Annotated in this window: 14 protein-coding genes; 5 read left to right on the top strand and 9 right to left on the bottom strand. The window is 61.9% G+C overall.

The features are described 5' to 3' along the window. Positions 1 to 4: 4 nt before the first annotated feature. The 5 genes from JET14_RS09240 to pstS form a co-directional block, all read right to left on the bottom strand. Positions 5 to 682 (bottom strand): hypothetical protein, encoded by a 678-nt coding sequence (locus JET14_RS09240; protein WP_200337753.1) that lies wholly within the window; start codon positions 680 to 682, stop codon positions 5 to 7. Positions 683 to 890: 208 nt separating this feature from the next. Beyond that, positions 891 to 1721 (bottom strand): phosphate ABC transporter ATP-binding protein PstB, encoded by an 831-nt coding sequence (gene pstB, locus JET14_RS09245; protein ID WP_200337754.1) that lies wholly within the window; start codon positions 1719 to 1721, stop codon positions 891 to 893. Positions 1722 to 1741: 20 nt separating this feature from the next. Further along, positions 1742 to 2638 carry a phosphate ABC transporter permease PstA gene (gene pstA / locus JET14_RS09250; protein WP_246750585.1) on the bottom strand — a complete coding sequence of 299 codons (897 nt, stop codon included), beginning with the start codon at positions 2636 to 2638 and terminating at the stop codon, positions 1742 to 1744. Positions 2639 to 2660: 22 nt separating this feature from the next. Further along, on the bottom strand, positions 2661 to 3632 hold the full coding sequence (gene pstC / locus JET14_RS09255; RefSeq protein ID WP_200337755.1) for a phosphate ABC transporter permease subunit PstC: 972 nt from the start codon (positions 3630 to 3632) through the stop codon (positions 2661 to 2663). 138 nt (positions 3633 to 3770) lie between these two features. Beyond that, positions 3771 to 4808, bottom strand: a complete 1038-nt coding sequence (gene pstS, locus JET14_RS09260) for a phosphate ABC transporter substrate-binding protein PstS (RefSeq protein WP_200337756.1) — start codon at positions 4806 to 4808, stop codon at positions 3771 to 3773. Between the two features lie 387 nt (positions 4809 to 5195). Between pstS and JET14_RS22730 the strand changes: the two genes are divergently transcribed. From JET14_RS22730 to JET14_RS09290, 5 genes are all read left to right on the top strand, one after another. Further along, positions 5196 to 6536: a threonine/serine exporter family protein gene (locus JET14_RS22730; RefSeq protein ID WP_246750586.1), complete on the top strand. Its 1341-nt coding sequence runs from the start codon at positions 5196 to 5198 to the stop codon at positions 6534 to 6536. Between the two features lie 90 nt (positions 6537 to 6626). Then, entirely contained in the window at positions 6627 to 7151 is a 525-nt protein-coding gene (locus JET14_RS09275; RefSeq protein ID WP_200337757.1) for a hypothetical protein, read from the top strand. Positions 7152 to 7283: 132 nt separating this feature from the next. Continuing rightward, positions 7284 to 8291: an ArsR/SmtB family transcription factor gene (locus JET14_RS09280; RefSeq protein ID WP_200337758.1), complete on the top strand. Its 1008-nt coding sequence runs from the start codon at positions 7284 to 7286 to the stop codon at positions 8289 to 8291. Positions 8292 to 8294: 3 nt separating this feature from the next. Further along, positions 8295 to 9215, top strand: coding sequence for a methylenetetrahydrofolate reductase [NAD(P)H] (metF, locus tag JET14_RS09285; RefSeq protein ID WP_200337759.1), 921 nt, complete (start codon positions 8295 to 8297; stop codon positions 9213 to 9215). 180 nt (positions 9216 to 9395) lie between these two features. Further along, positions 9396 to 10646, top strand: a complete 1251-nt coding sequence (locus JET14_RS09290) for a tetratricopeptide repeat protein (protein WP_200337760.1) — start codon at positions 9396 to 9398, stop codon at positions 10644 to 10646. 46 nt (positions 10647 to 10692) lie between these two features. Here JET14_RS09290 and JET14_RS09295 read toward each other — a convergent pair whose 3' ends face one another. The 4 genes from JET14_RS09295 to JET14_RS09310 all read right to left on the bottom strand — a co-directional run bounded on the left by JET14_RS09295 (position 10693) and on the right by JET14_RS09310 (position 14295). Further along, positions 10693 to 12576: an ABC-F family ATP-binding cassette domain-containing protein gene (locus JET14_RS09295; RefSeq protein ID WP_200337761.1), complete on the bottom strand. Its 1884-nt coding sequence runs from the start codon at positions 12574 to 12576 to the stop codon at positions 10693 to 10695. Between the two features lie 65 nt (positions 12577 to 12641). Continuing rightward, on the bottom strand, positions 12642 to 13154 hold the full coding sequence (locus tag JET14_RS09300) for a DinB family protein (protein WP_200337762.1): 513 nt from the start codon (positions 13152 to 13154) through the stop codon (positions 12642 to 12644). A 109-nt stretch (positions 13155 to 13263) separates the two neighbouring features. After that, positions 13264 to 13617 (bottom strand): ribbon-helix-helix domain-containing protein, encoded by a 354-nt coding sequence (locus tag JET14_RS09305; protein ID WP_200337763.1) that lies wholly within the window; start codon positions 13615 to 13617, stop codon positions 13264 to 13266. Positions 13618 to 13725: 108 nt separating this feature from the next. Further along, positions 13726 to 14295: a DJ-1/PfpI family protein gene (locus tag JET14_RS09310; protein ID WP_200337764.1), complete on the bottom strand. Its 570-nt coding sequence runs from the start codon at positions 14293 to 14295 to the stop codon at positions 13726 to 13728. Positions 14296 to 14352 lie beyond the last annotated feature (57 nt).

The raw sequence follows: 14352 nt of genomic DNA on the forward strand, positions 1-14352 counted from the left end.
CCGCTCAGGTTGCTTCCAGCGATTTCGTCTTCACCACGAGGCTGTCGTCTTCCGTTTCTTCCAGAAACTTTGCGAAGTAACGCTTGAGCTTCGGGATCTTCACCAGTTCGTCCATCGAATATTTGTGCGCGTCGCGCACCAGCGTCGACGGGTTGAAATAGGCCTCGGCATTTTCCGGGGCGAGCACAAAGGGCGGAAGCCCCTCGCGGCAGAGGATATAGCTCATGATCAGCGCGCCCGTGCGATGGTTGCCCTCGATGAAGAGTTGCGGGCGGCTGAGGACGCGCACATAGACGCCGGCGGCGCGCTTGCGCACCGGTTTTCCCTTGGCGCGCTGGTACCAGTCGACCAGCCCGCCGATATCGCCCGCCTCGCGATCGTAGAAATGTTCTTCTGTGCGCAGGATATGGTTGCTGAATTCCGACCGGGCTTCACGCGAGGAGCCGCACAGGACCAGATGGTTGAGCTCGAGCAGGTGATGGAATTGGCCGAGCTTGAGGATATCCGTACCCTCCCGCAACAGGCCGTTCACATAGGCGTAGCCTTCCAGCATGTGCTCGACGACGCTGTCAGGCATGCCGTCGCGATGCATGGTCAGGACCGCATTGATGCGGTCGAACTGACGCTGGGTGTCGCGCAGCTTCTGTTCAATCCTGGCAAGGTCAAGGCTGTGCTTGAACATGTTGCGTTTCAGTGCCTCAAGACCGGTGTTTCTCGCATGCGCAAGGCCGCGAAACGATTGAATGATGTGGCCAATGGTAGGGCGGGCAGGGGTTCAGATCAATGGCAGGCCCGAACCTGCCTGGGTGACCGCCTGCGCGCAGAACAATCAAAAGGGCGGCTCTGCGAAGAAAGCCGCCCGCGAAAAAAGTCCGAGTGGAACGACAGCCTCAGCTGAACTCGCCCGAAAGATACTCTTTGGTCAGCTGCTGTTTCGGGTTCTCGAAGATCTGCTTGGTGTCGCCGACCTCGACGAGGAAACCGGTGCGGCCGCCCTGCGACATGTCCACGGAGAAGAAGGCCGTCTTGTCGGCGACGCGGATCGCCTGCTGCATGTTGTGGGTCACGATCGCGACCGTGTAGTCCTTCTTCAGCTCGAGCATCAGTTCCTCGATCTGGCGCGTGGCGATCGGGTCGAGCGCCGAGCAGGGCTCGTCCATGAGCAGCACCGTCGGTTCGGTGGCGATGGCGCGGGCAATGCAAAGGCGCTGCTGCTGGCCGCCGGAAAGCGACAGGCCGTTCTGCTTCAGCTTGTCCTTGACCTCGTTCCAGAGCGCGGCGCGGCGAAGCGCCTTCTCGACGCGGCCGTTGATGTCGCCCTTGAAGCCATTGAGGCGCAGGCCGAATGCGACGTTTTCGAAAATGCTCATCGAGAACGGGTTCGGCTGCTGGAACACCATGCCGATGTGGCGGCGGACAACCACCGGATCGACATTCTTGCCGTAGACGTCCTGGCCGAGGAAATGGACGTGACCTTCAAGGCGGAAGATCGGGATCAGGTCATTCATGCGGTTGAGCGAGCGCAGCACGGTCGACTTGCCGCAGCCCGAGGGGCCGATGAAGCCGGTGATCTTGCCCTTTTCGATGTTGACGGCTGAATCGCGCACGGCAAGGAAGTCACCGTAATAGATCTTGTCGATGTTCGCGCCGATCGCGACATCGCCGCCGTCCCGCTTTGCGGCGGTGGCCTCAACCTTGTTCATTTCCATTTCGATAGACATGATAAGCGACCTTGTTTCTCTTACACGCGGCGGGTGCCGAACGAGCGACTGAGAATGTTGAAGACGAGCACGATCAGCACCAGTACCAGGGAAGCCGTCCACGCCAGTTCAATCTGGTTTTCATAGGGCATTGCCGAGAAATTGTAGATCAAAATCGACAATGATGCTGTCGGCTCCGTAAAGCTTCCGATCCAGTAATTCGAAAAGAGTGCCGTAAACAGAAGCGGGGCCGATTCACCGGACGCACCCGCTACCGCGAGCATTACGCCGGTCATAACACCTGGCAGCGCCGTCGGCAAAACAATTTTCAGTGCAACCTGCGTGGCATTACAGCCCATGCCGTAAGCGGCATCCTTCATGCGCTGCGGCACCATGCGGAAAGCCTGTTCCGAGGTCAGCAGGATCGTCGGCAACATCAGGATGGCGAGCGATAGACCGCCGGCAACCGCCGAGTAGGTCTTCATCACGATCACCAGCCAGGCATAGACGAAGACGCCGGAGAGGATCGAGGGAAAGCCGGTCAGCACCTTGCCGACAAAGCGGACGAGCGAGGCGAACTTGCCGTCGGGATTGATCAGCCCGGTATAGACCCCGCCGAGGACGCCGATCGGGATCGAAATCGCCGAGCCGATCGCCACCATCACAAGCGTGCCGACGATGGCGTTGCCGATGCCGCCGCCCTGCTCGAAAGGCGCCGGCGGAAGCTCGGTGAAAATCGCGAGGCTGAGGCGCACGCCGCCGCGGCTGATCAGCATCCACAGGACCGAGATCAGCGGAATGGCGGCGATGCCGGCCAGGATCCAGAGGATAAAGGTCTGGATGAAGTTCATCAGCGTCCGCCGTTCGGCGAAGGAGAAGCTCAGATTCGGATTGCCGAGCGCGACAACCTCGGGATTCATCGTGGTTTCATCGGTCATGGTTTCGATCCCCTCTCAAGCCTTACGTGACCGTCTGGCGCGCGGTGTAGTTCATGATGATCGTGCCGATGATATTGACCGCCATCGTGATCATCAGCAGCACGACGGCCGCATACATCAGCGGGCCGATCTGGTTGGCGCCAGCCTCGGGAAAGGTCGAGGCCAGAAGCGATGCAAGCGTTGTCGCCGGCGAAAACAATGACAGCGAGACCTGCTGCGTGTTGCCGATCAGCATGGCGAGCGCCATGGTTTCGCCAAGCGCGCGGCCGAAGCCGAGAACCAGCGAGGCGAAGATGCCGCCGGAGGCCGTCGGCAGGATGACCTTGCGGATCGCTTCCCACTTGGTCGTGCCCATGCCGTATGCGGCTTCCTGCACCTTCAGCGGAATGGCCTTGAAGGCGTCCTGCGAGATTGCGGCGACCGTCGGCAGGATCATGATCGAAAGAACGATCATTGCCGGAAACATGCCGGGGCCGGCAAGCGAGGTGGAGAAGAACGGGACGAAGCCCAACGTATCATGCAGCCAGCGGGCGATCGGCCGGATGGCCGGAATGAGGACGTAGATGCCCCAGAGGCCGTAGACGACCGACGGGATCGCGGCGAGCATTTCGACGATCAGGCGGAAGATCCAGGCAAGACGGGCGTTCAGGAAACCCTGGGTCAGGAAGATCGCGACCGCAATGCCGAGGCCGCCGCCGAAAAGCAGCGCCAGAAGCGAGGAATAGAGCGTGCCCCAGATTTCGGCGAGAATACCGTAATCGTTCGTATTCGCGTTCCATTCAACAGTCGTCAGAAAGGAAAGACCGTATTCACGCATCGCCGGAGCGGCCTGCGAGCCGATCTTGTAGAAAATGTAGATCAGCAGGATGATCGTGATCAGGCCTGCGAAGAATGTCAGAAAGCGAAAGGACTTGTCGTAACCGTATTCGAAAGCGGTCGGTGGTCGCGAAACACTGCCATCGCGTGGCATAACGGTTTTCGGCTTGTCGGCCATCAGGGGGCTCCTGGTAACGGCGATCGGGACGAGTATCGCGATCTGACTGGAAAGAGCATAAATGTCTGCGTGTATTCTTTTCCACGAAAGCCGGGGCGCAACATGTTACGCCCCGGCAAAATCTTGAATTGGCCGAAATCAGCCGCCGATTTCTTCCATCGACTTCTTGTTGATTTCGATGATGTTTTCCGGCAGCGGGATGTAACCCAGCTTGTCGGCCATCGTCTGGCCGGTGGTCAGGCCGTAGTTGATCATTTCCTTGAGCGCTGCGACGGTGTCGGCATCCTGGCCGGACTTGTAGAACAGCATCCAGGTGAAGGTGGCGATCGGGTAGGCTTCTTCGCCCTTCGGATCGACGATGAAGGCGACGTTGTTTTCGTCGAGTTCAGCCGAGGCGAGAGCGGCGCTGCCGGCTTCCGGACCGGCCTTCACGAAGTTGCCGGCCTGATTCTCAAGCAGGGCATAAGGCGTGTTGGTCTGCTGGGCATAGCCATACTCGATGTAGCCGATCGCGCCGGGGGTCTGCTTGACCGTGGCGGTGATGCCCTGGTTGCCCGGAGCGGCAACGAAGTTCGAAGCCTTCGGCCACGGAACAGTCTTGCCGCCGCCGACAGTGCTTTCGAATTCCTTGGAGATGGCTGCAAGGTGATTGGTGAAGTTGAAGCTGGTGCCCGAGCTGTCGGAGCGAACGACAACCGTGATGTTTTCGTCGGGAAGGTCGACGCCTTCGTTCGCGGCGGCGATGGCTTCGTCGTTCCACTTGGTGATTTCACCGAGGAAGATCTTCGGGTAAACGTCGCGCGGCAGCTTCAGTTCGGAAACGCCGTCGAGGTTGTAGGCAAGAACAACTTCGCCGGCCGTCATCGGCAGAAGAACGACGCCGCCGTCAACCTTGGCCATTTCCTCGTCGTTCATGGCAGCGTCGGAGGCTGCGAAGTCGACTACGCGGTTGGTGAAGTCTTCGATACCGCCGCCGGAGCCCTTGGCCTGGTAGTTGACTTCAATACCGGTCTTCTGGCCAAAATCCTTAAACCAGGCCGAGTAGAGCGGGAAGGGGAAAGAGGCGCCGGAGCCCGTCAGCGAGGTGTCTGCAGCCTGAGCGACAGTGCCGCTTACGACCATAGCGGCGGCAACGGCAGCAACCTTAGCGCCCTTGGTAAAAATTCCGATTTTCATCAGATAGCCCTTTTGAGGTTTGGTTGAAAACGGAAGTCGTATAACAACGAAATATAGGCAAGCATAGCATGTTGTAAAAAATTCATAAACCGGGAAAAACCCGTGTTTCCTTTTAAAAAACCGTCACACAACTGTCGTAAAACTGTCATAAATGGGATCGACTTGCGCTAGTACTTGCGATTTCTGCGCAGCTCCGTCATCCTCGGCTGACCCTGTTTTCACTTCTTTGCATTTTGGCTAGGATCAGGAGGCAGCCTGCGCGGCCGGCTTGACATAGAGCAAGGCGAATGCGTGCGCTGCGTCTAGTTTCGCCGCCGGCCTGCCGACGAGGCGAAGCCCGCAACTTGATCCCCGTTCCCAAACGCCGCATGCGCGACAGGAGAGGCAATGACTGAAACAGGCTCACCGGCCGACGAGATCCGCGAAGGCGCGCATGACGATGGGGTTGCGGAGCTTCTGTTCCGGCAGAGAACGCTGGAAAAGACTGCCCTCGTCGCGCTGGAGGCCGGGCGCATCCTGATGGAGACCGGGGCGAAGTCCGCCGTCGTGCGCGAGGGCGTCAAGAAGGTGGCGCTTGGCCTCGGCGTCAAGAGCGCCGATATCCGCGTCGGTTTCGCCTCGATCTCGACGACGGTCGGCGACGGCGTCTGCTCGTCGACGCACATGATCGGGGTCGGCCATCACGGCGTCAACATGCGCATCAACCACCGGGTTCGCGAAATCTGCGCCGAAACGGGCAGGGGCGGGCTGACGGCTGATGCGGTGGAGAAGAAGCTGGCCGCAGCGACCACGTCCACGCCGAAGCATCACAAGCTGCTGAACGTCTTTGCCGCCGGGCTGGCCTGCGCCGCATTCGGAAGGCTGCTGGGCGCCGATGCGCCGGCCTTCGTCACGACGCTGATCGCCAGCATGATCGGCCAGTACATCCGGCTGATGCTGCTGGAGCGGCATTACAATGCCTTCGTCGTCACCGCCACGGTCGCCTTTGCCGCCGCCGTGCTGTCCGGTATCGGCGCCATGGCCATGGGCAGCGCCATGATCGACACCTCGATGAGCGCCGCCGTGCTGATGCTGGTGCCGGGCGTGCCGTCGATGAACGCGCAGACGGACATCATGGAGGGCTTTCCGACGCTCGGCAGCGCCCGCTTCGTCACCGTGGCGATGATCCTCGTCTTTATTACATTGGGCGTCGGCGCGGCGCATATCGTGCTGGGCGGCGGTCTGCAGGATGCGGTGAAATCGGCGCCCAACATCGCCCACCACGCCTTTTTCGGGGCGGTTGCCGCTGCCGGGTTCGGCGTGCTGTTCAATTTCGGCTACCGCAATCTCGGCTGGGCCGCGCTGGCCGGCGCGCTGGCTCTGGCGGTGAGAACCTATTGCATGCTGCACGGCTGGCCGCTGGAAGCCGCATCCTTTGCCGCAGCCGTGGCCGTCGCGCTGGTCGTGGAGCTCTCCTACAACACGCCCTTTCCGGTCCGCCGCGTCGGCAATGCCATCGCCGTTGCCGGCTGCATTCCCATGGTGCCGGGCAGCGCTGCCGCCCAATGGATCATCGGTCTTCTGGAAATCACCGTCCAGCCGCTCGAGAAATCCGACATGATGCTGGCGGCGACCACCAGCGCCGGTCTGCAGGTGATCTTCACCGTCGGCGCGATCGGCGCGGGCCTCACCATGGTTTCCTCCACCTTCCGTCGGCCGGAGTTCCCGACCCGCGACCACGAGGACTGACGATCAACTTCAGGTGGATTCCGCGGCGCAAAGGCTCTATGGATTTCACTGAGTTCCGGAAAGCATCTCCCTGTCTGCAAAGGGCAAGACGTGACGCACATCCTTGCTATCGGAGGGATAGTCCTGTGCCTGCTGCTGTTTTTGTCAGCGGTGCTGGCCTTCTTTCGCCTGTGGACATGGTCGGCCGGGATCGTCGCTCTGCCGGCCCTGCCACTTCAGCTTCTGGGGTTCACCGGCACGTGCACCCAAGGGGCCGACGGGCCGTTCGTGACCGGCGCCGTTTTGTCGTCGCCGTTTCTGGCTGGCGCCATCTGCCTTGTCCTCTGGGGCATGGCCAAGGGCGTCGTGAGCCCGAGCGGGGCGATTGTCACCCTGGCTGTGGCTGCGGTCATGCTTTTCCTGACGCGGCAGGCCTGGCTCGGCGCAGTTTTCAGCGGCACGCCTTGCGGAGCCGGCTACGGCGCGCGCCATTGGCAGGGGCAGGTTCTCGTTCTCGGCGGCTATCTTGTCTTGCCGGCTATTCTGCTTGTCTGTTCCTGCCGGGCCGCCTTGCTGGGCGCGAGGGGAAAGGGCTCTCGTCGCGTCGGGACGAACGGAACGAACTGTCCCGAATGAGAAGGGCCGCCCTGAATGCGCGCCTTCAGGCCACAACAGCGCCTGCTTCGCTCTTATCCATCGCGGCGAGACTTGCATTCGGTCTATTTTCGATATAAACATATCTTTATATCTTGATGAAGGCGAGGGGAAATGACGAAGCTCGATCTCGACGATCTGGTTGATGTCCTGAAAGCTGTGGGCGAGCCCACGCGGCTCAGGCTGATTGCGCTTCTGGCGGCGGGCGACCTGACGGTTTCCGACCTGACGGACATTCTCGGCCAGTCCCAACCGCGCATTTCCCGCCATCTGAAGCTTCTGGGAGAAGCCGGACTGATCGACCGCTACCAGGAAGGCGCGTGGGCCTATTTTCGGCTGAAGGAGGAGGGGGCGCCTGCCCGCCTTGTACGCGAACTCCTGAAGAACGCCTCGGAAGGCGATTCGGCGCTCAGCCGCGACGCGGCCCGTCTTGCCGCAGTCAAGCAGGCGCGCTCGGAGAAGGCGCTTGCCTATTTTGCCCAGCACGCCGGTGAATGGGACGAAATGCGGCGCCTGCACATCTCCGAGGCGGAGATCGAGGAATGCCTTGTCAGGCTGATCGGCGCGAAACGCGTCGAAAGCGTTCTCGACCTTGGCACCGGCACGGGCCGCATGCTCTTGCTGCTGAAAGACCTCTACCGCCGTGCCGTCGGGATCGACGCCAGCCGTGACATGCTGGCCGTCGCCCGCGCCAATCTGGATGCCGAGGGCGTGACGAAGGCTGCGGTGCGTCTCGGCGATATCCTGAACCTGCCGCTTGAGAACGAGGATTTCGATCTGGTGATCATCCACCAGGTCCTCCACTTCCTTGAACACCCCGAACGCGCGATCGCCGAGGCCGCGCGGGTGATGCGGCCGGGCGGGCGGCTTGTCGTCATCGACTTCGCCCCGCACGATCTTGAATATCTGCGCTCCGACCATGCCCATCTCAGGCTCGGTTTTTCCCACCAGGCGATGTCCGACTGGATGAAAGCGGCGGGCCTCGATGTCGAGAACGTCGTCGATCTTCCCTTTTCCGGCGCCGCGGGGCGCTCGCTCACCGTCACCGTCTGGCTCGGGCGCGACCGCCGGATCCTGATGGCTGCGGAAGAAGCCGAAACACAGTATGCGAGGAATGTCTGAACCATGTCCGAAAGCACAGAGCCGCTCGGCCGCAAGCGCGAGATCGACTTTTCATTCGAGTTCTTTCCGCCGAAGACCGCCGAGGCCGAAGCCGGCTGGTGGCGGTCCGTGGAAGAGCTCGCGGCCTATGAACCCGGCTTCGTATCGGTGACCTACGGCGCGGGCGCGACGAGCCAGGCGCCGACCTATGCGGCGGTGAAGCGCCTTGTCGACGAAACCCGGCTTCAGACGGCCTCGCACCTGACCGTGGTGAAGGCCGGCAAGGAGGAGGTGGACGACGTGATCCGCCGCTTCCGCGATGCCGGCATTCGCCGCTTCGTGGCGCTGAGGGGCGACCCGCCGGGCGGTATCGGCACGGCCTACAGCCCGCACCCGGGCGGCTATGCCAATGCGGCAGCTCTCGTCTCGGCGCTGAAGGCGATCGATGATTTCGATATATCGGTTTCCGCCTATCCGGAAAAGCACCCGGAAAGCGCCGACCGCGCGGCCGATGTTGCCATGCTGAAAGCCAAGGCCGAAAACGGGGCCGACCGGGCGCTGACACAGTTCTTCTTCGACAATGACGTGTTCGAGGATTATCTGAACGACGTGCGCCGCGCCGGCATCGCCATTCCCGTCGTGCCCGGCATCATGCCGATCCAGAACCTGGCCCAGCTGAAACGGTTCGCCGCCATGTGCGGGGCAAGCGTGCCGGCCTTTGTCGAGCGGCGGTTCGAGGGGCTCGATGACGATCCGGACGGGCGCTTCGAGGCGGCGGCCGACCTTGCCGCCGAACAGGTGCAGGACCTCGTCGCCCGCGGCGTCGCCGACTTTCATTTCTACACCATGAACAAGTCGAAGCTGATGACCGCCGTTCTGGATCGCCTCGGGATCAAGCCCGGCGACACGCTGTCCGACGCCGTGCCGGAGCGCATGCGCGCCTGACCGGAGATAACAGGTAAACACAAGAATATAGATGTTATATTCAGGTGAAACTAATATAAATCGGGCGTGTTTATTTAATATATTATTTTGTTATTCTGCTGCGGTGGTTACTTTGGAGGCTGCCGCGCGAAGATGGATTTTCAAAGCAATCTGATTACCGGAACGCCTTCTGGTGTTTCCGTGAGTTCGCAACTGTCGTCTTTCTGGGAAGGTTATAACCGCGCCTACAACTATGCCAATTATGGCGAGGCGCTGGCGTTCGCACGCGCCGCCGCCGGGGTTCAGCCGGACAATCCCGTGATCTGGTCGAACATCGCGGTTTGCCATCTGCGGCTCGGGAGCTTTGACGATGCGATTGAGGCCGCCGAGCGATCATTGTCGTTCGATCCCCGGCACTTCGTGGCTTTCGATGCCCTCTCCCACGCCTGGGGAGAGAAGAAGGACGACCGGAAGGCGGGCGAATATGGTCGCCGGGCGCTGGAGCTCAGGGACGCGATCTTCGGATGTGCAGCCGAACAGGATTTGCCCGCCGTCCGTCCGCCCCCGCCGTCTGCGGCAACGCGCGAGCGGAACATCATTTCATTCTCGCTATACGGCGACCGGCCGCGCTACTGCGAGACGGCGGTGATGAACGCGCGGGCGCGCGAAAGCGTCTATCCCGACTGGACATGCCGCTTCTATGTCGACAAGTCGGTGCCCGGGGTGACCATCAGGCAATTGAGAGAGGCAGGCGCCGAGATCGTTTTCGCCGATCAGAAGATGCGGCGCTGGCCCGGACCGATGTGGCGCTTCGCTGCCCTTGACGAAAACGGGGCGCACCGCGTGATTTTCCGCGACGCGGATTCCCTGATCAGCGCGCGGGAAGCCGAGACTGTCAGGGAGTGGGTGGAAAGCGGCAGACAGTTTCACGGCATTCGCGACTGGTTCACCCATACCGAATTGCTTCTGGCGGGCCTCTGGGGCGCGGTTGCCGGCGCCCTGCCGCCGATGCGCCTTCTGGTCAACCGTTTCCTGCAGGCGCCGCTCAACTCGCGCCATTTTGCCGATCAGCATTTCCTGCGGCAGTTCGTCTGGCCCTATGCCCGAAGGGATATCCTTCAGCATGACCGACTGTTCGGCTTCATGAACCCGAGACCGTTGCCGTGTGTCGATGACATCAATATCCGCCATATCGGCGCCAATCTGTCCAGCGGCGGCATCAGCCGGCGGGTCGATCTCGCCGATGGGGTCGCCGTGCGCTGGGAACTGCGCGAGAATCTACCGACGCCTGAGGGCGAAGCGACCGGTTACCGCGTCGTTTGCAGCCATTCCACGGTCGTGCGGAACGGCATGCTGATCGAGCACCTGCCGAAACCCTGGCTGGACCGCATGGCCAGGGACATGCGCATCGTCTTCTTTCATCCCGAAACCGGCCAACCCTCGGGCCCGTAGCCGAAGGCCGCGGTGCTAAGGCTTGGCCGGGCCGGGGGAATGAAACTCAGTCGGCCATGGCCTCTTCATATTGCGCCGAAAGCGCGAGCCATTCTTCCTCGATCCTCGCAAGCTCTGCCGCCGCGTTGGCGCGGGCCTGGATCATGACCTTGGCCTTTTCCGGAGCCCTTTCATAAAGCTTGGGATCGGCAAGGTCGGCGTCGAGCCTGGCGATGATCTGCTCGATCTTTGCCGTTTTCTTCTCGGCCGTATCGATCTTCTTTTTCAACGGCGCGAGGGCGGTGCGGCGTTCGGCGGCGCTTTTGCGCTGGACGGATTTCGAGCGCGCCTCGGCATTGGGTGCTTCAGCCTTCTGCGCCTTTCTGCCGCCGGAGACGATCAGGTCGCGGTAATCCTCCAGATCGCCGTCATAGGCCTTGACCGTGCCGTCATGGACGAGCCAGAGCCGGTCGACCGTCGCCTCGATCAGGTGCCGGTCATGCGAAATCAGGATCACGGCGCCGGGATAGTCGTTCAGCGCCCGCACCAGCGCATTGCGGCTGTCGATGTCGAGGTGGTTGGTGGGCTCATCGAGGATCAGCAGGTTCGGCGCGTGGAAGGCGGCAAGGCCCATCAGGAGCCGCGCCTTCTCGCCGCCGGAAAGATCACGCGCCGGCGTATCCATCTTTTCAGTCGCCAAGCCCATCTGCGCCACGCGGGCGCGCACTTTCGGCTCGGTTGCCGTCGGCATCAGCTTGCGCACATGGGCAACCGCGCTTTCGTCCGGCACGAGATCGTCGATCTGATGCTGGGCGAAGAAGCCGGTCGAAAGATGCGGCGCGAGTTTCAGCGTGCCCGATTCCGGCTTCAGCCTTCCGGAAATGAACTTGGCGAAGGTCGACTTGCCGTTGCCGTTGGCGCCGAGAAGCGCGATCCGGTCGTCATTGTCGATCCTGAGATTGATGTCCTTGAGGATCGGCTGGCCGGGCGTGTAGCCGACCGCCCCATCCTCGATGGCGATGATCGGGGAGGCGGGCTGCTTTTCCGGCTCCGGGAAGGAAAAGCCCTGGACGTGATCCTCGATCACGGCGGCAACCGTGCCCATCTTTTCCAGTGCCTTGATGCGGCTTTGCGCCTGGCGCGCCTTCGAGGCCTTGGCCTTGAAGCGATCAATGAAGCTCTGCAGGTGCTTGCGCTGCGCCTCGTTCTTGGCGCGCGCCTTTATCTGCAACTCGTCGGCTTCCGCCTTCTGCCGCTCGAACTGGTCGTAGGAGCCGCGGTAGAAGGTAAGCTTTCGCTGGTCGAGATGGATGATCGCGTTCGCGGCCGTGTTCAGGAGATCGCGGTCGTGCGAAATGATGATGACGCTGTAGGGGTAGCGGCGGATATAGTCTTCGAGCCAGAGCGTGCCCTCAAGGTCCAGATAGTTTGTCGGCTCGTCGAGCAGCAGCAGGTCGGGTTCGGAAAACAGCACGGCCGCAAGCGCGACGCGCATGCGCCAGCCGCCGGAGAACGATGACGCCGGACGCTTCTGCGCCGCCTCGTCAAAGCCGAGGCCGGAGAGGATGCTGGCCGCGCGGGCTTCAGCCGAATGGGCATCGATGTCGACCAGCCGCGTCTGGATCTCGGCGATGCGGTGCGCGTCGGTCGCTGTCTCGGCCTCCGCCATCAGCGCCGCTCGCTCCTTGTCGGCGGCAAGGACGATGTCGATCAGCGGGTCTTCCGTGCCCGGCGCCTCCTGCGCCACCTGGCCGATGCGCGCCTTCTTCGGCAGCGACACCGTGCCGGTCTCGGGCGAAAGCACGCCGGTGAGGACGCGGAAGAGCGTTGACTTGCCGGCGCCATTGCGGCCGACCAGCCCCGCCTTCATCCCATCGGGAATGGAGACGGAAGCGTTTTCGATGAGCAGACGTCCGGCAATGCGGACGGAAAGGTCGGATATCGAGATCATGGCAGCGGTTGTGTCTGAAACGCCCGCGTTTGGCAAGACGGAGAGCCGCCGCGCCGCCCCTAAATTCAGGCGAACCGACGGCCGTCTTCGCTTCTGAGGAAATAGAGGAGGTCGATTGCCGGCGACGGCCGGCCGAGCATGGTCAGCATGGCGTGGACCTGGCCGCGGTGATGGGTCTGGTGGTTGAAGAAATGCGCGAGCGTCGTCTGATAACGGTCGGTATAGTCTTTCGGCGGCGTGCCGCGCGTATACGAAAACGCCCCCTCTAGCCGGACCGCATCCATGCCGTCGACGAAGGCGATGATCCTTAGGTCTTCTCTTTCGCGGTCGTCCCTGAGCGCGGCGAAATCGTCGTGGAGGATCGTATCGAGTTTGACCGGGCCTGTATCGGCGCCGGCAAAACGGGTCATCCAGATCCGGTCGGCATAGAGCACATGGTTCAGTGTGGCATGGACGGAGCGGAAGAAGGCGCCCAGATCGCGCTTGCGCTCGTCGTCGGAAAGCTCCGCGGCCTCGTCATAAACGAAGGCGTTGGCCCAGGCATTATAGGCGGCGAACATGCGGTAGTGCTGCAACATGTGTCTCTCTTGCGTGGCAATGAACGGGTGCGCCGATCATAAGACAAGCGCCGCCTTTCGCCTCATGAAAACATGCGATGGCGGATATCAGCCGGCCTGATGGGCCGTATCAGGCCACGGCGCGGCCGCGCTCCTTTTCCCGCTTCAGGATCGAAAGCGCGTCGAGCCTGCCGATCGGCAGGCCGCCCGGAATGTCGCCGGAAAGCTGCAGTGCCAGATAGCGCCCGCAGCAGACCCTCAGAAACGAGGTGAAATTGCCGCTGTCATGGCCGGCCTCGAGAGCCTCGTGATAGAGTTTCGCAATCAGTTGCGTGGTGGCAAGGCCATCGCGTCCGCCGATCTCGGCAAGCACGTTCCAGAAGAAATTCTCGAGCCTGACGCTCGTCACCATGCCGTCGATGCGGATCGAGCGTGTCGTGCTTTCCCAAAGCGTTGGGTCAGCCTCGATGAACAGTCTGCACATGATCTCCTCCCTTTTCCGGACGCAGTATAGTGCGTTTCCAGGAAAAGCTGAACAACGCTCCAGCCCGGCGCAGGGTCAAGGGAGAGCGCCGAGCCGGGCCTTGGCGTCTCAGGCGTCGAGCAGCTTCATGAACTGCGAAAGCCACGCCGGATGGGCGGGCCACGCCGGCGCGGTGACGAGATTGCCGTCGGTCACGGCGTCGGTGACGGCTATATCGGCGTAAGCGCCGCCGGCAAGCCGCACTTCCGGAGCGCAGGCCGGGTAGGCCGAGCATTGCCGGCCCTTCAGCACATCGGCGGCGGCAAGGATCTGCGCGCCGTGGCAGATCGCCGCAACCGGTTTGTTTTCGGCAAAGAAGTGCTTCACGAGCGCGAGCACCCGCTCATCGAGCCGCAGATATTCCGGCGCACGCCCGCCGGGGATTACCAGCGCGTCATAGGCGGCCGGATCGGCCGTCTCGAAATCCGCCGTCAGGGCGAAGCGGTGACCGGGTTTTTCCGAATAGGTCTGGTCTCCCTCGAAATCGTGGATCGCCGTCGGGACGGTATCGCCCGCCTTCTTGCCCGGGCAGACCGCATCAACCGTGTGGCCGACGGCAAGCAGGGTCTGGAACGGCACCATGGTCTCGTAGTCCTCGGTGAAGTCGCCGGTGATCATCAGAATCTTCTTCGCTGCCATTCTGTCCTCCTCAAAAATGACGAGGCTCAATTCTAGCAGCAATGGTCCGCGCACTGG

It is taken from the genome of Martelella lutilitoris, assembly GCF_016598595.1.
Lineage (GTDB): Bacteria > Pseudomonadota > Alphaproteobacteria > Rhizobiales > Rhizobiaceae > Martelella > Martelella lutilitoris_A.